This window comes from Bifidobacterium sp. wkB344, assembly GCF_003688305.1.
GTDB classification, from domain to species: Bacteria; Actinomycetota; Actinomycetes; order Actinomycetales; family Bifidobacteriaceae; genus Bombiscardovia; species Bombiscardovia mizhiensis.
In genome coordinates, this window is the sequence record NZ_NPOQ01000009.1 from 427,710 (window position 1) to 447,234 (window position 19,525).

The 19,525-nt window shown below is 57.6% G+C and carries 13 protein-coding genes; 5 read left to right on the plus strand and 8 right to left on the minus strand.

Translation table 11 applies throughout. The annotated features are described in order from the left end of the window. Nucleotides 1-11 precede the first annotated feature (11 nt). The 5 genes from CI601_RS03355 to CI601_RS03375 form a co-directional block, all read right to left on the minus strand. Nucleotides 12-1,598 carry a YifB family Mg chelatase-like AAA ATPase gene (locus CI601_RS03355; RefSeq protein ID WP_121914274.1) on the minus strand — a complete coding sequence of 529 codons (1,587 nt, stop codon included), beginning with the start codon at nucleotides 1,596-1,598 and terminating at the stop codon, nucleotides 12-14. Continuing rightward, nucleotides 1,598-2,326 carry a YraN family protein gene (locus CI601_RS03360; protein WP_121914275.1) on the minus strand — a complete coding sequence of 243 codons (729 nt, stop codon included), beginning with the start codon at nucleotides 2,324-2,326 and terminating at the stop codon, nucleotides 1,598-1,600. Before CI601_RS03360 ends, CI601_RS03355 begins: the two co-directional genes overlap by 1 nt. A gap of 605 nt (nucleotides 2,327-2,931) precedes the next feature. Next, entirely contained in the window at nucleotides 2,932-3,927 is a 996-nt protein-coding gene (locus CI601_RS03365; RefSeq protein ID WP_024626496.1) for a DUF5692 family protein, read from the minus strand. An 82-nt stretch (nucleotides 3,928-4,009) separates the two neighbouring features. Beyond that, a complete protein-coding gene (locus tag CI601_RS03370) occupies nucleotides 4,010-4,633 on the minus strand; it encodes a TetR/AcrR family transcriptional regulator (RefSeq protein ID WP_121914276.1) in 624 nt (207 codons plus the stop codon). Between the two features lie 261 nt (nucleotides 4,634-4,894). Further along, entirely contained in the window at nucleotides 4,895-5,785 is an 891-nt protein-coding gene (locus CI601_RS03375) for a pyridoxamine kinase (RefSeq protein ID WP_121914277.1), read from the minus strand. Nucleotides 5,786-6,051: 266 nt separating this feature from the next. On the opposite strand from CI601_RS03375, the gene CI601_RS03380 reads away from it, so the two are divergent. From CI601_RS03380 to CI601_RS03390, 3 genes are all read left to right on the plus strand, one after another. Next, entirely contained in the window at nucleotides 6,052-7,371 is a 1,320-nt protein-coding gene (locus tag CI601_RS03380) for an O-acetylhomoserine aminocarboxypropyltransferase/cysteine synthase family protein (RefSeq protein WP_121914310.1), read from the plus strand. Nucleotides 7,372-7,566: 195 nt separating this feature from the next. Next, entirely contained in the window at nucleotides 7,567-8,457 is an 891-nt protein-coding gene (locus CI601_RS03385; protein ID WP_232345922.1) for an ABC transporter ATP-binding protein, read from the plus strand. Between the two features lie 11 nt (nucleotides 8,458-8,468). After that, nucleotides 8,469-11,162 carry an ABC transporter permease gene (locus CI601_RS03390; protein ID WP_183129724.1) on the plus strand — a complete coding sequence of 898 codons (2,694 nt, stop codon included), beginning with the start codon at nucleotides 8,469-8,471 and terminating at the stop codon, nucleotides 11,160-11,162. A gap of 160 nt (nucleotides 11,163-11,322) precedes the next feature. Here the strand turns inward: CI601_RS03390 and CI601_RS03395 are convergent, their stop codons facing one another. Continuing rightward, nucleotides 11,323-11,517, minus strand: coding sequence for a hypothetical protein (locus CI601_RS03395; RefSeq protein ID WP_121914279.1), 195 nt, complete (start codon nucleotides 11,515-11,517; stop codon nucleotides 11,323-11,325). 88 nt (nucleotides 11,518-11,605) lie between these two features. Here CI601_RS03395 and CI601_RS03400 point away from each other — a divergent pair, with 88 nt between their 5' ends. Together CI601_RS03400 and CI601_RS03405 are read left to right on the plus strand one after the other, a co-directional pair. After that, nucleotides 11,606-12,490: an ABC transporter ATP-binding protein gene (locus CI601_RS03400; RefSeq protein WP_121914280.1), complete on the plus strand. Its 885-nt coding sequence runs from the start codon at nucleotides 11,606-11,608 to the stop codon at nucleotides 12,488-12,490. A gap of 31 nt (nucleotides 12,491-12,521) precedes the next feature. Further along, nucleotides 12,522-15,170, plus strand: coding sequence for an ABC transporter permease (locus CI601_RS03405; protein WP_121914281.1), 2,649 nt, complete (start codon nucleotides 12,522-12,524; stop codon nucleotides 15,168-15,170). Between the two features lie 19 nt (nucleotides 15,171-15,189). On the opposite strand, the gene CI601_RS03410 is transcribed toward CI601_RS03405, so the two are convergent. Together CI601_RS03410 and CI601_RS03415 are read right to left on the minus strand one after the other, a co-directional pair. Next, nucleotides 15,190-15,879, minus strand: a complete 690-nt coding sequence (locus CI601_RS03410; RefSeq protein WP_121914282.1) for a response regulator transcription factor — start codon at nucleotides 15,877-15,879, stop codon at nucleotides 15,190-15,192. A gap of 384 nt (nucleotides 15,880-16,263) precedes the next feature. Further along, on the minus strand, nucleotides 16,264-18,717 hold the full coding sequence (locus CI601_RS03415; RefSeq protein WP_183129725.1) for a sensor histidine kinase: 2,454 nt from the start codon (nucleotides 18,715-18,717) through the stop codon (nucleotides 16,264-16,266). Nucleotides 18,718-19,525: the final 808 nt, after the last annotated feature.

Sequence of the window (19,525 nt, forward strand, 5' to 3'; positions counted from 1 at the left end):
GTTGGGCCATCTCAGACGGCCCTTGTTCTGAGCAGGATGCCGGTGGTCACATCGTCGGCACCGGGGCTGATCCGTCCGTCCAGGTCTGCCAGAGTCCACGCCAGGCGCATGGTCCGGTCGGCCCCGCGCAGACTGATCCGCTGCCTGCGCAGGGCCTGGTCGACGACCGAACGTGCCTTGGCTGATGTGTTCTGACGCAGCCATTCGCCGCTGATCTGGGCGTTACAGGTCCAACCTTGCTTGCGAAAACGCTCTTTTGCCGTCTGGCGGGCGCGGGTCACACGCTGGCGGATCTGAGCGCTGTGCTGGCGTGGACGGTGGTCGTCAAATCCCGGGTCGGTCACCGGGGGGACCGTGGTCTGGATGTCGATGCGGTCCATGATTGGTCCTGACAGCCTGTTCCAGTAGCGGAGGCGCTCGCGGGGCGTGCAGGTGCAGCGCTCGCCGGTGCCGTATCCGTATCCGCAGGGGCAGGGGTTGGCAGCCATGACCAGCTGGAAACGAGCCGGGAAGGTGGTGCTGCCCTTGGCCCGGGACAGGAAGATTCGCCCGATCTCCAGGGGCTCACGCAGGGATTGGATCACCCTTGGGGAGAATTCCGGAGCCTCATCCATGAAGAGGACGCCGCGGTGGGCACGAGTGATGGCTCCCGGGGTGGCCAGTCCGGCGCCACCTCCGACCATGGCAGCCATAGAGATCGTATGATGAGGAGCCTCGAAGGGTGGTACATCAGAGATCCCATACTGGCTCAGCGTGCCGCACAGGGATCGAATGGAGGCCACCTCCAGCTGTTGAACAGCGTCCAAGGCGGGCATGATGCTGGGAAGCCGTTCAGCCAGCATGCTTTTGCCGGCTCCTGGAGGGCCGACCATGAGCATGTGATGACCGCCGGCTGCAGCCACCATCATGGCCCACTTGGTCTCCTCCTGCCCAATCACGTCAGCCATGTCCGGCTTGGGCGGAGATGGGTCGGCATTGGCGGGGGAGCTGTCTTCATGACCTGAGTTACTGGGATGCACACTCGCTATGGCGGTCGATTTGTCGGTGTCTAGGTGGCTGTCTAGCTCAGGGGCGGTGATCCTGCTTCGCCCGCCCAAGGTTTGAATGAGCTGGCCCAGGTGGCGTAGTCCCACGACCTCGATATCGGGTACCAGATGAGCCTCGTCCAGGTTGTCTGCAGGGACGAAAGCCCGTGTGATCCCCTGGGCTCTGGCCTGCGTCAGGATGGGCAGCAGACCGTTGATGGGCAGAACCGTGCCATCCAGATTGAGTTCGCCCAGGATGACCGTATGGTCCAGGCCTTCCGTCGGCAGTGCCCCGCCGGCTTCGAGGACACTGGTCGCAATGGCCAGGTCGTGTGAGGAGCCATGCTTGGGTCTTGAAGCTGGGGACATGTTGACGGTGACCCTGGTCTGCGGCCACCGGAATCCACAGGCCGAGCAGGCGGATTTAACACGTTCGCGTGACTCAGACAAGGAGGCATCCGGCAGACCGATGATGGAGAAGTAGGGCAGCCCTGGGGAGATGAAGGACTGCACGTGGATCAGAAAGGCCTTGAGGCCTATCAATCCCACGGATTCAGCGGATCCAAGACGCATCAGAAGGCCTCCCTGGTGTGCTTGAGGAAGACTGATCCCGGATTCCATCCACCCTTGCCCGAACAATTGGATCCTGTGGCGACCTCGGTGGATGCCTGACTGGAAACCAGGGAATAGGGGTTCTCGGAATGCATGCTTCTGCCGGGGTCGGACTTGACTGACAGGCTGATGACATCGAAACGGGTGCCACGATGCCGTGCGCTGGGATCTCGGTCATGGCTGATCAGCCATTGGACTGCAGCGCGACGAAGGTGGGTCTGTTTGCGTGGGCCGACAGCCTGTTCTGGGGATCCGAACCGACCGGTGCGTCTGGTTTTGACCTCAACGAATACTAGAGTCGCCTCCGGATCCAGGGCGATGATGTCCAGCTCGCCGAACCGGCTTCTCCAATTCCGGGCTAGAATCTTCCAGTTTCGTTGCAGCAGCCACTGGCAGGCGTAGTCCTCGCCCAATCGTCCTAGCTCTCGGCTGTTTATGCCGCTAGCTCTGATCTGTCGTTCGATATCTGCCAGCCCTATGTCGATAGATTCATCGTTGCCTGTACCTGATGTGGTCGTCCAAGATTGATTGATTTCTGGATCATCAGCAGATCCTTTGAAATCGGGCAGAGCGTTTAGGGACTGAGCGATCGATGGATCTGCAATTATATCGTCGGTACCGGTTCTATCGTTCCTGTCATTGATGACTGTGTGGTGATTGGTTGGTCTGGTCAGTGCTTGTGTGTCCATGTTTCTAGAAGACCACTGGGAGGAAGTCGGCGACAATTCGAACCAGACATGTGGTCGAATGAGCCTGCGATAGCGACAAAGTGGATGAACAAGTGGATTTCCGATGTTGACCTTGTGTCAGTTGCACTCATCCAAGTATTAGTAGGGGCGGCAGAGGCAGAAAGAAGAAAAATGTTGAGATAGAGGTGAAAGCACAAACGAGAGAAAGCAGAAACCAAAGAAACAGAAACCAAAAGCAGAAGTCAAGGAAGTAGAAACAAGTAGCCCGTGGAAGAGCGAGTAAGTGAGGGACGCAGGGCAACAGGCAGATAAAGGAATCAGCGAATATGACAAGACAAAAAGAGCCTGTGATGATCTTCGTCGCTGTCTCTCACACGGATGAGGGGAGCGGGGATCCAAAGAGATCCAAGGAGACCAGGAGGTGCAACCGATGATTGCCTGAGAAGCACCTTCTGGTCTCCTGCTGCTGAATTGCTGCATAGCCTAAATGGCTGATTTGTTAGGTATTAATCGAATTTCTGATTGACGAGGACTAGATGGATGCGACGCAGCCCTTGGGCAACCGCGTCACATCCATATCGGTCCTTGCGGCCTGGCTGAAGGAATCAGGCCGCGGTGACCACATTCATGTCGGCACGGGCGATGGCCTGGTCGAAGTCCCTGGTTCCCTTGAAGACCTCCTGGGTCCAGGGGTTGATGTGCTGACGGCGTGCACGGACCAGGATGTAGCCCAGCGCGAGCACATTGGCGGCCAGGGAGAGGATGGAGACCGTAAGGTTGACCCCGGCCTTGTTGACCGACTGGGTTGAGAAGACCGAGTAGTCCTGGAACATGGGCAGGACCTGAGCGAACATGCACCAGATGGCCAGGGTGTTGGCCCGGTTTTGGATCCAGCCTCCCTTGTTCCAGAGGAAGTTCGCGAAGGTGGGCGCCAGGAGGAGGGCCAGGCCGCAGTACCAGGCGTGGTTGGGCAGGCAGTTGTAGGTGTAGCAGAAGTTCCACAGATCATATGAGATGATGAAGACCCAGGTCATGTCGGGCCAAAGCATGTCGCGACGGTCCTTGGAGGCGTAGATGCCAAAGATTCCGGTCATACAGAAGATGTTGATCAGGCCTGCCACCCCATTGAAGATGTTGTGCCAGCCGCCCATCAGGGTGATGCCCTCGGTGGACACCCAGGTTCCGCCCCACCCGCGCAAGGCGGATTCGAAGTCGGAGACCACGGCGATCAGGATGTTGATGGCGACGATGATGAAGGGGAAGCACTTGAACCAGTGGGATTTGCCGATCTTGCCCCATCCGTACTTGAGGGCCATGAAGCCGATGCAGCCAGCGGTGGCGGCATAGAGCTTGGCATAGTGGAACCAGCTGGTCATATGGACGTAGGTTGGGTTATGAAGCGCCCAGTCGGCCCCGAAGGCCGCCGATACGTAGATGGTCAGGAAGTATGCGGTCAGGGCAGCAGGAATGGCCAGGAAGCAGATGATGCCTCCAGTCTTGCTCCGCCTGGCGATCTCGTTGAGACCGATCAGGCATGCGAAGACCAGAATCCAGCCCAACCATTGGTAGGGGGCGTTGGCTCCGTAGACTTGGAACAACATGACGATGTCCTTTCTTCTGTTCTGTGTCAGGCGTTCGTTGGTTTGGTTCTTGGCAGCGGAAGTCTGGAAGGACGCCGTCGCCTTACAAATAGGGCTCCAAATGGAGCGTCTGGGCGGCCATCCGGATGAAGGTTTCGTCGCTGGTGTCCGGCTGCACTCTAAGGAGGGTGATGAACCCGGAAATCAGAACGATCAGCATTTCACGCACATGGTCGATGGGCAATTGATCCTGGTGGTGTCTGGCGAAGTCCTGAACTGCTGTCCGGCAGAAGTAGTCGGCTATGGCCGTGGAGACTTGGTCAACGAATCGTGTGTAGAGTCCTCCGTTGCCCGAGTGGATCATCTGCTGTCGGAGTGGGCTGTTGTCGGCGATGACCGACCGGGCCACCTGTACGACGGTCTCCAGAGCTCCTTTGACGTCGCCAGGTGTCCGCTTCCTGTTCCATTCCTCCATCCGTGCCAGGACCTGGTTGACGGACTTGTCCACCATGGCCTGGGCCAGCGTCTCCTTGTCGGGGAAGTAGTGGTAGAAGAGGGACCTGGTCATCCCCACCTGCTTGGCGATGTCCTTGATGGTGATGTGAGAGAATCCCTTGTTCCTGCAGATATCGATCACAGCCTGGACGATTTCGTCGCTTTTCCTGGACCTCTTGCGCGAGGGCTGCGGAGCGACAGCTGACCCGTCTTCTGTAGCTGATGCCTGCATGGTTACTTCCTGTCCTTCCGGAGCCTGCCGGCCCCAGGAACTGAACTTTGACACTTTGTCAACATTGACGATTTAAGTATAAAACCGGCTTTGACAAAGTGTCAATTTCGCATGGATGCCTATCTGTAGGCGGCTACCGAGTTTCACCTCATGGGGGGGGGGGATATAAGAAGACCCCGAAGCAGGGAATGCTCCGGGGTCCTATGGAAACCTGTGGTCAGTTGATCTATGACGCTATTACCTGAGGTGTAGGTGACCGCCTTACCCGACCAATCCGGTCAGCAGGCCCAGGTCCAGCTCGAAGCTGACCCCGCGCTGCTGATAGTCGGGCTGATTGCGTGTGTGCTGCATGGCCGAGCGGACGAATTCGCCGGCGATCCGAGCGGCATCGGCCAGGCCTCGTCCTGCAAAGAGCGCCCCGCAGAGGCTGGAGGCAAAGGCATCGCCGGTGCCGTGGATCATGAAGGGCAGCTTGTCGTGGACCAGCTCGGTGCGCTCGCCGACCCCGCCATGATCTGCCGAGGCCACGAAGTTGCGCAGCTTGCCGTCCTTCCGGTCGATGCCCTTGATGATGACGTTTTTCGCGCCCATGTCCAGCAGGCGGCCCAGACGCTCGCCAACCTGGGCATCGTCGAGGTCCTGGCCTTCATAGTCGATGCCGGTCAGCAGGCTGACCTCGGTCAAGTTGGGCATGAGCAGGTCGGCTCCATCGACCAGATTGGTCACGGCCCGGCACATTTCCTCGGTGTAGGTGGGGTACATGGATCCGCCGTCGCCCATGACCGGGTCGACCAGCCGCAGGGCCTTGGGGTATTCGCGATACATGCGCTGAATAATGTCGACCTGCTCGGCGCTGCCCAGGAACCCGCTGTATATTCCGTCCAGTTCGACGCCCTCCTTCTGCCAGGCATCCAAGTATCCCGGCAGCATCTCGGTGGTGTCATGGAAGGTGTAGTCCTTGAACATGGTGTGCGCGCTGAACAGGGCGGTGGGCACCGGGCAAACGTCGCATCCTGCTGCCGAAAGGATGGGAATGGCGGCCGTCAGCGAGCACTTGCCATACCCGCACATGTCATGCACAGCGGCGACTCGGGGAATGTACTTGCTGTCGCGCTGGTAGAGCCTGTTCTGATCGTCCGTCTGTCCGGCCATCTTTGAACTCCTTCATGCCTGCTGAGGCTGTTCGCAGCGGAGTCTTCTCCGTCGCTTACTCGACTCTACAGCGGAGGGGTTAAACGGGCACCGCCGCGTGTGCAATGGCGAGATAAAAAAGGCCAGTTTTCAACCTTTTGGAAGCTGTTATAAAAAAGGACGATACCGAAAAGTCCCTTCTGGCTTGAACAGGTGGGCTTGTGCCGCTTATGGTCACATTCAAGAACATGGACGAGGACGCACGTCACCAACAGATAGGAATCGACATGACCGACCAGAACCCGCACAAGTACCATTTCGAGACGCTTCAGCTCCACGTGGGCCAGGAGCAGGCCGACCCAGCCACTGATTCCCGGGCCGTGCCCATCTACGCCACCACCAGCTACGTTTTTCACGACTTCGATCACGCCGAGGCCCGGTTCGCGCTGAAGGACCCGGGCAACATCTACGGTCGTCTGACCAACTCCACCCAGGGGGTCTTCGAGGACAGGATCGCCGCCCTGGAGAACGGCACCGCTGGTTTGGCTGTGGCTTCGGGAGCGGCAGCGGTGGAGTATGCCTTCCGGAACATCACCCAGACCGGGGACCATATCGTGTCCTCCAAGAACATCTACGGCGGAACCTTCAACCTCCTCAAGCACACTCTGCCCCGCGATGGTGTCGAGACCACCTTCGTGGATCCTTCGGACCCGTCCAACTTCGAGTCGGCCATCCAGGACAACACCAAGCTGGTCTTCTTCGAGACCTTCGGCAACCCCAATGCCGACCTGCCCGACTTTGAGGCCATCTCCAAGATCGCCCATGACCATAACCTCCCGGTGATCGTCGACAACACTTTCGCCACTCCTTACCTGTTCCGTCCGTTGGAGCACGGGGCTGACATCGTCGTGGAATCGGCCACCAAGTTCATCGGCGGCCATGGCACCACCCTGGGCGGGGTCGTCGTTGAAGGCGGACAGTTCGACTGGGCGGCAGTGCCCGGCAAGTTCCCCACTCTGACCGAGCCTGACCCCAGCTATCACGGCCTGCGCTTCTACCAGGATCTGGGCGCTGCGGCCTTCGTCACCCGCATTCGCGCCATCCTCCTGCGCGACACCGGCGCCGTCATCTCGCCCTTTGCAGCCTTCCTCCTCCTGCAGGGGACCGAGACGCTCTCGCTGAGGGTTGAGCGCCACGTTGAGAACGCCCTGAAGGTAGTGGATTACTTGCAGACCGTTCCGGAGGTGGAGTCGGTCAGCCATCCGGCCATCGAGGGGCGTCCCGACCACGAGCTCTACAAGCGCTACTTCCCCAACGGCGCCGGCTCCATCTTCACCTTCGATCTGAAGGGCGGCAAGGATGCGGCCAGGGTCTTCATCAACAACCTGCACCTCTTCTCCCTCCTGGCCAACGTGGCTGATGTGAAGTCGTTGGCCATCCATCCGGCATCGACCACCCACTCCCAGGAGACGCCGGAGGAGCTGGAGGATCAGGCCATCCATCCCGGTACCATCAGGCTCTCCATCGGCACGGAGAACATCGAGGACATTCTGGATGACCTCAAGGGTGCCTTCCAGGCATTGAAGGAGTCCGGTCTGGCCGAGTAACCGGCAATCACACTTCCTTCTTGGTGCCATATCTGCGCGATATATGACCGAGAAGGCACAGAAGCAGAAGGTGCCTGTCGAAACCTCATTACGTTTCGATGGGCACCTTTGTATATGCCCTCTCATCCCCTCGCTCCAGTGGGATAGAACACCTGACCAGTCAGGCGGAAACGTTCTGGTGGGTAAGATGGGAGTATGAAACATGGAGCAAAGACGAGGGCGTCTTCCGATTCGTCGTCCGGTGCGGGGAAACCGAGGCAGATCGCTCAGGTGGCCATCAAGGCCAAAGGATTGACCAAGGACTATGGGAGTGGGGAGAACCTGGTCCATGCCCTGCGGGGTGTGGATGTCGAATTCGAACGGGGCAGGTTCACGGTCATCATGGGTCCCTCCGGGTCGGGCAAGTCCACACTCATGCACACCTTGGCGGGCTTGGACACCGTTACCTCCGGACATGTCTACCTGAACGGGACCGATGCCGCCGGCGTGAAGGGCAGCCGGGCCCGTCGTCAAGGAGGGCGGAGGGGAGTGGTCGACCTGACCAAGCTCAACGACAATCAGCTGACCCTCTTGAGGCGCCAGAGCCTGGGCTTCATTTTCCAGAGTTTCAACCTCCTGCCCATGTTTACGGCCAAGCAGAACATCCTTATGCCTCTGATCCTGGATGGGGCCAAGCCAGACACAGCTTGGCTGGACGTTTTGGCCAAGACCCTGGGCTTGGAGGAGAGGCTGAGCCACCGACCCAGCGAGCTTTCGGGTGGTCAGCAGCAACGTGTGGCCATCGCCAGGGCCCTCATCACCAAACCTTCCATTGTCTTTGCTGACGAACCCACGGGAAACCTGGACACTGCATCCTCGACCGAAGTGCTCAGCTTCCTGCGGGATTCGGTTCGCGAGCTGGGGCAGACCATCATCATGGTCACGCATGATGTCTTCGCGGCCTCCTTTGCCGATCGGGCTTTGGTGTTTGCGGATGGGCGAATCGTGGCAGACCAGGACAGACCCACTGTGGATTCCATGAATGCCTTGCTCTCCGAGGAAGTCATGGCCTCTACAGCTACAGCTGACTCGGCTGCTCATCGCTGAGGGGAATGCTCATGTGGTTCGTTGCTAGGAAAATGATGCGGCATGACCTGGGCATGATGGTTCCCGCCGGCATCGCCATTGTCGTCGGAACACTGTTTATCGCCATGACCTTCCTCTTCGGCAACACCATGGACGTTTCCATGCGGCGGATGGTCTCATCCGATGCCGCCCAGGCCAACTACGCCATCATCCCAGCGGAAGGCAACCATTCAGAGCAGAAAAGGGTAAAGGACTTCAAAACCGAGGAGCTGGCAAAAGTCCCAGGTGTTCACGCAGTCAGATCAGACACGCAGCTCATGGCGGATGTCCGCGCCGGCAAGGTCAAGAGCGAGAGCGTGATTGCCATTCCTATGGCGGATTCGTCGCTGATGCCGGTCGGTCTGTCCAAGGGATCCTGGCCTAGCGCTGATGACCAGGTGGTCCTACCCGGGCCGACTGTGTCCAGGCTCAAACTCTCTCTGGGCGACAAGGTGAATCTGAACCTCTCGCCTGACATGCTCTATATTTCCGAGGACCTTGGGCCGAAAGGGCAAGCCAGCGCTGACCAGGTTGCGGGCAGGTTCGTATCGAGGCCGCTGACCTTGTCGGGTGTCAGTTCGAACCAGGGCAACGAGGGCGACAGGTTTGGCGAATCGGGCGGCGCAATCGTGCTGTCCCCCAAGACCATAGATGCCTTGATGACAACAGCAGGTCTTGGCAACATGGGCAACCTGTATGCCCAGAACATCTACCTGAATGTTGGCGGGCAGGGCAGCGACCTCGATGGGAGTCTGGCCTCTCTGCGCAAGCTCATGCCTTCCGGCTACTCCCTTGAGGACCGTCACACTATGGAGGACCGACTGGTCAAGACCGCGCTCGGCGGTTCCCAAAACCCTGTGACCACCTTCCTTCTGGTATTTGGCACGCTGGCCATGTTTGTGGCTGCCACAGTTATCGCCAACACCTTCCAGGTTATGGTGGCTCGGCAACGTCGCTACCTGGCCCTCCTGAGGACAATAGGCGCCAATAAGGGGCAGGTCCGGGCCAGCGTCCTGTTGCGCTCCGTCATCCTGGGGGCTGTGGCCTCCCTGATCGGGGTCGGCGCCGCCATCGGCATCATGGCCATTCTGGGTGTAGCTAAAGCTCATACGAGTTCCCTCTACTTCCAATTGAAGCTGACTCCGGCAGTTATCCTGGTGCCTCTCGTTTTCGGCATCGTCGTTACGGTCTTGGCCTCCCTGGGATCTTCATGGGCCGCCACCAGGGTCAGTCCTTTGGAGGCGCTGAGGCCTGCCGATCTTTTGCAGAACAAGCGGACGAGCAGAATACGACTGTTTGTCAGCGTGGTCATGATTCTGCTGGGCATCACCATGACGGTCTGGTCTCTCTGGCAGGTCAGGCTTAATGTCACGGCAGACAAGGCCAGCAAGGCATCCGGAGATGGGCCCAACATTGTTGCCGCGATGGCTGTCATCGGCATTGTCCTTGCCTTCCTAGGTATCCTTTTCAGCGCCAATCGTTGGATTCCTTTCATGCTCAAGGGAGTCGGGTCCCTGGTTTCGCGGATTGGGCCCTCGTCCACAATCGCCGTGGCTAACATTGCACGGAATCATTCCCGTGTGGCGGCAACAGGTACCGCCCTCCTGATCGGCGTAACGCTGGTCGCCACCCTGACCACGGGCGCCGCCAGCGCCAAGCAGACCATGGCCGACATGATGGATGAGCACTACTCGGTCGATCTGCAGATCAGCGCCGATGGCCTGGATACCAAGGCTCTGAACGCCATTCGACGGATCGACGGGGTCGCGCAGGCCGAACTGGTGCCCCAGTATGCTGCCATGGTCAAATCAGGCGGCGAGAACGGTGCGGGGATGACTATTTTCGCCCTGGATTCAAACAAGATCGATCGCCTCCTGAATGCCCAGGTCGGCAAGGATCTTTCCGGACAAGATGCCCTTCTGCTTCCAAAAAGCCTCATGAATAAACAGAAGGATTTTCATGACGGCGGAAATCTGGGGCTCAATGTACTCAACCCGATTCAAAGCGACGCTCAAGGCGGATCTGCATCGGTGGCTCAAAGACTCTTCGTGACCAGTGTCTATGCGCCCTTCCAGGGGATTGATGCCAGCAATTTATATGGCCTGACCGACTCCTCCTCGCTCAATGGCGTTCAGCCTCAGACCGTGCAGATCTGGGCCAAGGTCGATGGCTCGCCAACAGTCTCGGCGTTCATAGACAAGGTGAAGAGTGCACTTTCTGGGTATTCGGCTGTTTCCGTGAAGGGCGGGCTGGCTGAGAAACAACAGTGGGACCGGACCATCGACAACTTGCTCATGATTATCCTGGCCCTGCTGGCGGTGGCGGTGGCTATCGCCTTGATCGGCGTGGCCAACACGCTTTCCCTTTCGGTGCTGGAACGCCGACGAGAGTCGGCCACCCTGCGTGCCATTGGGATGACTCGCAAGCAGATCAGACGGTCCTTGGCTGTGGAATCAGGGCTGATAGCCTTGGGGTCGTCCTTGTCTGGCATGGTCCTGGGCCTGCTCTTCGGCTGGGCTGCAGCCTATGAGATCTTCTCCTCTCTGGGGACGGTGGCTTTCCCCATTCCCTGGTCCACTGGACTGGTGATTCTGGTGGTGGCACTCGTAGCGGCGATCCTGGCAAGCGTCCTGCCAGCAAGACGCGTCAACCGGACTCCACCGGTTGTGGCTCTTGCTGAGGAATGACGGCAAGCAACCACCGCGCATCATAAGCACCAGCCTTTATCCCAGCGCGCCTTGGTCGGTGCCGGGAATGATTGATTTGTCTCCCCAGATGCCGTCTTCACTGATGCTGCTTGGAAGCGAGCCGGCTTGAGCGAAGGGACCTTGATATTCCCGTAGTCAATCAAGGGGATCGGGGCAATTGTTTCAATCCCTTGGTCCGATGGTTGCATGTCTTGAGGCTCACGTCTTTTGCGCTGAACATGGTGTTCTTCATCTCCCAGATGTCCATCCCCGCCGCCCCGCGTTGATTTGGATGGTGCCAGCCTAACAGGAAGCGTTTTTCAGCGCACTCATCCGTAAGGATGATTGTTTTCATCGCTCCTAGGGACCATATCGCAGCAGCTGATAGCCGCATAGGGTCAGAAGCAGACGGGAGAAAGGCTTCCTGACGGATAAGGAGCACCATGCAGCACAAAACGGATACCGCGTCTTCGCAAGGGTTAATCGACAGTGCGGGCACAGGCGTCGCGGGACCACCGGCCGTCAGCGCCAGGCAGCTGACCAAGGATTATGGGCAAGGTTCGAATGCTGTCCATGCCCTGCGCGGAATTGACGTGAATTTTGAACGTGGCCGGTTCACGGCCATCATGGGGCCTTCAGGTTCGGGCAAGTCAACGCTTATGCACGTTCTGGCCGGTCTGGATACTGTCACCTCTGGTCATGTCTATATGGCCGCTGATCTTCTGTACCCGAAGAGTGGACATCGTCATCATCCATCGATCGATCAGGCTGGCCGAGTCGATCTGACACGACTGGACGACCGTCAGCTGACCCTGATCAGGCGGCGGCATCTGGGATTCATCTTCCAGAGCTTCAACCTGCTGCCTATGTTCACTGCCAAGCAGAACATCCTCATGCCGCTGGTACTGGACGGCGTTCGGCCCGACAACTCGTGGATGGAGCAGCTGGTAGAGACGCTGGGTTTGTCGGAGAGGCTGGACCATCTTCCCGGTGAATTATCCGGGGGGCAGCAGCAGCGGGTCGCCATCGCCAGAGCGCTGATAACCAAACCCGGTCTGGTCTTCGCGGACGAACCGACGGGGAACCTGGATCTGGCAGCCAGCACTGGTGTTCTGAAGTTCCTGCGCGATTCCGTACGTGAGCTGAATCAGACCGTCATCATGGTCACTCATGATGCCTATGCCGCATCCTATGCCGACCGTGCGCTGGTCTTCGCAGACGGACAGATCGTTGCGGACCGACAGGATCCGACGGTGAAAGTCATGAACGATCTTCTGTCTGAACAAGTTTCGGCTGGTGCTGCTGACTATTCCCAGGTACAGGGCTAGGGGGTGCATTGTGTGGCGGATAACCCGTACGATGATGAAGCGCGATGCACGAATGATGATGCCGGCTGGTCTGGCCATCGTGATCGGTACCCTCTTTATGTGCCTGACACTTCTTTTTGGCAACGTGGCGAATGCCTCCATGCGTCGCGAGATCAGCATGGATGCCGGCCAAGCCAACTATGCTGTGACAGCCAGAAGGGATCAGGACAAGCCAATTCTGTTCGACGAGTTCGATAGCAGGGGGTTGTCGAAACTGCAGGGGGTTCGTGGTCCGCGCCCCGATGTCAACCTCATGGTGGATACGGAAGCAAACGGTCAGTCCAGCAAGGGGATTCTGGCCATTATGGGTACCAGCCAGGAGCTCATGCCTATCGATTTGGATCGGGGACAATGGCCGGATTCAGACGATCAGGTGGTACTCCCACGTTCCGTCGCCGACAGGCTCCGGGCGGGCATTGGGGATAAGGTGCGCCTCCATCTGTCCCCGTTGATGCTGCCAGAAAGTGACAGTGCTCAGGATTCTTCAAATAAAAAACGCCTTGTCAACCAAGGCACTGTGGACTTGACCATCTCAGGTATCAGCAAGAGCCGTGGTGGACAGTACGACGACTTCGGCGGAGCTGTGGTGCTGACGGGTTCCCGGATTGATCGTCTGCTGACTAAGGCGGGAATGGTTGGACCGGAGTCCCCTCCTGTGGAAAACATCTATCTGCAGGTTGATGGCCAAGGCAAGGAACTTCAGAACACTCTGCATGACATCAGTCGATACGTTCCCGACGGATACCGGCTGGAGGACCGTCGCGCCATGGAGGACAGGCTGCTCAGTGAGCAGACCGGCAATGGTGTGAACATCATGACTGTCTTCCTCATGACTTTCGGTGTGTTGGCCATGGTGGTGGCTGCCTTGGTGATTGCCAACACCTTCCAGATCATGGTGGCCAGACAGCGCAGGTATCTGGCCCTGCTGAGGGTTATTGGTGCGGATCGACGGCAAATCAGGTTAGGCGTGCTGCAGCAGGCACTGCTTCTTGGTGTCATATCGTCCTTGATTGGCATCCTGCTGGCCATGGGCTTGATGGGTCTTGCCGGTTGCCTTGGTTTGCATTCGGGCACCATGAAGCTTGCACTTCTGCTTACTCCTGCTGCCCTTCTGGTTCCCTTTGCGCTTGGCGTTCTGGCAACCTTGGTGGCTGCCTTTGGGTCTACTCGTACGGCTATCAAAGTCAGACCGCTTGAAGCTCTGCAGCCAGTGGACTATCAGGAGCAAGGAAGCAGGAAACGGACCGGTTTGCTGATCAGCATCCTGTTGGCGGTCATTGGCATAGCGTTCGTGATCTGGTCCTCCTGGCGCGTCAGGGAGCTAGTCAGGACAAACACCGGCGATACAGTCCAGACCAGTAATCAGCAGGAATTGTTGCTGGGCCTCGCGGTATTGGGTGTTTTGCTAATTTTCCTAGGTGCGCTGATCGGTGCGCGTCGATGGATTCCGGCTCTTCTGCGTTGCCTGGGTAGGCCTGTGTCCCGGATTGGACCATCCTGCAGGGTCGGAGTGGCGAATATTGCTCGAAATCCCTCACGAGTCGCTGCCACAGGTGTTGCTCTGCTGATCGGTGTAACCCTGGTCTCCACTCTGGCTACAGGTGCGGTAACCACTAAACGGACCTTGGCCAAGGATATTGATCAGCGTTATTCCTTGGATATTGAAATATCTGGTCAGGGGTTGAACAAGAATAATGTGCGGGCCATTCAGCGTATCAAAGGTGTCGCTGATGCAGAGCTGGTGCAGCGATTCAATGCCAAGGTCGAGTCAGGAGGCCCCTCACAAGATTCCATGACTGTCTATGCCTTGAATGCTTCACGGATCAGGCATGTGCTTCATGCCGATCTGGGTCCAGGTATGCAAAGGTCGGATGCACTGCTGGTGTCGACCAGAACGATTTCCAAGCATTCCGGTTACCGAAACGGAAGTCAGTTGAAGTTGTCGATAGCTGACCCTCAGGCGGATGTTGAACGTGAAAAAGAGGCAGTTGCAAGAAGAACATTGACCGGGGTCTTTGCCGGATTCGGCGGGCTGGATACCAGTGGCGTCTATGCAATCACGGACTCCCGGAATGTCGCTGGGATAAACACCAAGACGCATGAAATCTGGATCAGGACGCAGGGAGATCGCGATGCCGCACTGCTCTTGGATGACATACGTCAGGCTGTCGGAGAGCATGACGACATGGCTATCAGCGGTGGGTTGACGCAAAAGAGGCTATGGGGCGAAAGAATCGATTCCTTGTTGGCGATCATGGTGGCATTGCTGGGCGTTGCGGTCATCATTGCCCTGATAGGGGTCTCCAACACTTTGATGATGTCGGTGCTGGAACGCCGTCGTGAGACCGCCACGCTCAGAGCAATCGGCATGAGCAGCGTCCAGGTTCGCCGATCCTTGGGAGTCGAAGCCTGCATGATTGCCCTAGGAGCCAGTTTGGCTGGAATCATTCTAGGAATGCTATTCGGGTGGATAGGAGCCTATCAGGTCTTTGTGCCCTTAGGATCCGTGACCTTCACCGTGCCATGGTCGGCTTTTGCGCTGATACTGCCAGTGGCCTTGCTGGCTGCGGTGGCAGCCAGTGTGCTGCCAGCCAGGGAGGCAGTCAAGGTTTCACCCATTGAGGCACTCAGTGACGATTGATGCTGGCTGATGGCCGTGTTCATACCAGATGGTTTTCGTAAGCGAAGACCACTGCTTGGACACGGTCGCGGGCATTGATTTTCTGGAGAATGTGAGTGACATGGGTTTTCACCGTGGGCAGTGAGATCCCCAGATTGTCGGCAATCTCCTGGTTGCTCAGGCCTTGGGCTATGTGAACAAGAACCTGCAGCTCGCGGTCAGTGAGTAGGTCTGCTTCGGAATCGCGATAGGTCGATCCTGATTGCATGGATCCGGCCTCAGGCATGTCATGGGCCATATGCTCGATTAGGCGTTTTGTAGCCGAAGGGGCGATGATCGCATTGCCCTGGTGAACTGTACGGATGGAGGACAGGAGGGTTTCAGGCTCGGTATCCTTGAGCAGAAATCCTGATGCGCCGGCTTTTATGGCTGCCATGACGTATTCGTCAAGATCGAAGGTGGTCAGCACAATGACCCTGGGCTCAGGACGATCAGGCGACAAAGCAGTGATCCGGCGGGTGGCTGTCAAACCATCCATGCCAGGCATGCGGACGTCCATAAGGATCACATCAGGCCGCAGGCGTGAAGCCAGGTCCACCGCTTGCTCACCGTCCGCGCCTTGGCCAACCACGGTCATGTCATCCTGGGAGCCGATGACCATGGCAAAGCCAGCCCGGACCAGATCCTGGTCATCCACGATGGCAACGCTGATGGGTTCGGTCCGTTCCATGACTGCCTGCTTCTTTCCGCTAGATGATGGTCAGCGCCACCATCCGATTTTATCTGAGTCGAGTGTGGCTAGGAATTGCGACTGGTTTCAATTTGTAGCCAAGGTAATGACTGTTTGATTGAGTGTTGTCTAAGCGATGGTTGTCTGAGTGATTGTTACCGAAATAACTGTTGATGGAGCCGCTACCAAATGGTGAAGTGAGCCCCTTCTGTCATTGACTCCTGGCTTGGGCTGATCTTCAGGTCTGCGATTCATAGAATGCTCCATTCTTCTGCTGGACTGATTGCCTGCTGTGTACGTTTCCTGTGTATCCATTTCCTGTGTGCTCGCTATAGGAGGTGCACATCATCAAGAACGCTCATGTCTGGAGTCCGGTTGGTCCGATTAGACATGCTTTGATTCCTTATCCTGTTGCAAGTGTTGCTGAGGGTTGTCAGGCTGATCGTCGAGATCTACTGGAAGGGGTTTGGCTGGGTGAAGAGCCGGCAAAGGTGCGGTCTTGTGGGCGGGCTCGACCGTATGGTTCCTGTCTGAATCGAGGCTTGTGTCTGAGGAATTGGCGGTGTCAGTGTTTGAGTGCGAATTGGTGCTGGAACTGTGACGCAGGACTGTGAGTAGTTGTCGCATGCGAGCCAGGGCCTGGCGTCCTTGGGTTGCAATGTCGCCGAAGGCTTGTGCTACCTGTTCTGGGGGAGGGTTCACCCTCTTGACTTGGTAATCATTCAACTCGGCGATGGCCTTGCTGGTGGATGCAATGACTGTATTCAGTGTGGTGGCCACTTCTACCTGCATGGTGGCGCCGATGAGTTCCCGCTCTTGATTGGCTGCCAGAGCCTGGCTTTCCTGCAAGGTCTGGTTTAGCGCGCGCTCGCGCTCCTGCTGGAGAAGCAGAACCGAACCACGAGTGCGTCGGCGTGAGGCAATCAGAATGGTCAGCAGACAGATCAAGGCCGGTGCGGTCATCACTATGAAAAGCGCTAAATGGGATGCAGAAAAAGAGGCTTCTGCTGGTCCTTTTGTCATGTAGGACAAAATGGTGGGACACCCTTGGTTGTTAACTGCACATCTGATAGCCCACAAAACCATATCCGTGATGACCGCGAACGGAACCCAGCGCCTGGTGGTGTCTTTGCCGTAAACCATCGCCGAATAGACGGCGATCGGGGATAAGACTGCAGCTTCCGGCAGCCAGGGCGAGAAGAGCAACAGCAGGGCGGCGACTGCAGCCACTATGGCGGCGCAAATGCCGGGACGGATCCTGCGCACAATCAGGGGCAAAGCGATAGCTAGTGTGGCAATGATTCTTGCTGGCCGGCCTGAATCATATTGGGGAGTGACAGGTGCTATGGCGAGAGCTTGGCCTGGATTTTCTACCAATACGATTCCGATCACCAGACCCAGGTCGGCCGTCAACGGATGGCGTTGGAACCAAACGAAGAGCGTGGAGACAATTGAACGCAGGGACCATTGCGTTTGTCGGTTGGCATGTATTCCTGCTTCAGGGTCGGGTTTTGGCGGAGTAGCAAAAGGAATCCGCGCCTGGAGGTGGTAACCGCCTCCTGGCTTAGGACTAGCTTGAAGGCTGCCTCCCAGGGAAGTCAGTCGTTCGCGCATTCCCAAAAGGCCGAAACCTGAATGCTCAGGTAGGCCCATCTGCGGCGGAGAATCTGAATTGGTAGTGGCATGGTCGAGCGGGTGGTCGTCAATGGTTAGGCACAAACCGTCTGTGAGCCACTGTTCTTCAATCAGCACATCCGAAGCAGGAGCGGCATGCTTGCGAACATTGGTTAAGGCTTCTTGAAGGATCCGATAAGCAGTTATGGCGCGGCTGCGATCCAACTTTTCTGGGTGGGGTCGGCCTTCGAGGCGTCGGTTGAATTGAGATTCTGGCTGAGCAAGTTGGGCGGCATCTATCAAGTTTGTCCATGATTCGTAGCTGGTCGGCGGATTGCTTGAAGAGGTGGCACCTGAGGACCAAATACACGCATTGTCGGCCGTATCAATGTTGGCCTTGGCAGTATTAGCAACTGAAGTCTCTTTGCTTGTGAGAAGATAGTCGCTGGCTTGACTTGGCTGAGTGCGATCCGTTCCGGCTGGATTCGGATCATCAGCGTTCGCGGATTGACGAGGGGAATTCGTTTGGGCAGTTGCTTGAGATTGGTCAAGGGTATGGATGTTGGCAGGATCCGTTGGTGGTGGGGAAGACGGGTGCCGGCCGGGAGGAGAATCCGATGTTTTTTGGCTGGTTTCGGCCGCTGGGTAGGTCGGTGATTTGATTTTGCCGAAGAGGGAACTCAGCTCGCGTAGTGCGCGACGGCTCTCTTGATCGATGGTGCGCATGGTCTTGAGGGCCAGGCTCGCATCGGTAGTGGCTGCGTATCTGCCGGCATCCGCCTGCACAATGACAATGGACAGTGTGTGGGCGACGACATCGTGCATGTCACGCGCTATGCGGGCCCGCTCAGCGCTGGCAGACAGGGCGGCGCTCTGTTCTGCCTGCAGGGCCAGGGCGTGGTTGCGTCGCCGGGCCTCGTCAAGGGCATCCCGTCTGGTCCGCGTCCAGTAGGCTGCGACGATGGCCACGAGCAGTAAAAGCCCTTCGATCAGAAAATTCGATAGGAAGGTGGTCGCCAGTTCTCTGAATGAGATCGGCCATATTGAGGTGTGGTCCGGCTGTGCTCTACCCGGAGGCAGAAACCCCAAATCGACCAATGTGAAGATAAGACAGGATAGGGGCGTCATGACCCAGGCCAAGGTCAGGTAGAGTCGACGCAGGGATGGGCATCCGTAAAGCAGACATGAATAGACCATAACCAGGCAGACTGCATCGGCGGGCATGATGGCCGGCCCCAAGAAAAGCTGAGCCAGAGCCACAGCGACGAAGAGCCAGGCTGCCAGGTCGGGGAATCGACGACGGATAACGACAGGGGCTACGAGCAGGACCGTCCACATTAGGGTTAGGTTTTCCTGCAAGGGGATCAGGGCTCCATCTTTGAGATTGGCGGTGGAGCCGCTCAATAGAAGCAACAGAAGGATGGCGAAGAGAGCGTCAGTCAGCAGCATTCGATTATTGGACCTGGTGATTGGTCGCTGCGCTGTTTGACTGACTGTGCTCATGGGATCAACACTATTCGGGGGCGGAGGGAGGTGCCATCAGTCCGAGGGATGATGTGGTCAAATGTGGTCCCGGGCTCTCCCAAGGTGGATAAGTCGGAGCAGTCGCGATCGGGAATGGGTGCTGAATGGCGAGTCGGAAGATAGTGAGTCGGAGGATAGTGAGTCGGAAGATGGCGGCCTTGCAGATGGCGATTGCCGTTTACCGGTCTGACCACCTTGGCTTTGGGAGGCCTGGTACCGTTCCTTGCCGTGGTGCTGTACATGCATTCTTACATACACGCATTCTTACATGGAATGGCTTTCTGCATAGCATGCACGGCCGAGACGTATTCCTACCCAAATACACGTCCTAACCCTTGGGTGGCTTTACTGGCAACAAGCTCGGATTCCGTGCTTGGATTCAGCAGGCAGTAGGAGCGGATCGCAGACTTGCGCTCCTTCGGCAATGAGTATGGATTCCATATGGATTCCACATCTGTGCTCAACCGGAAACCGGCAACCGGCAACAGGTAACAAGTATGCATCCCAT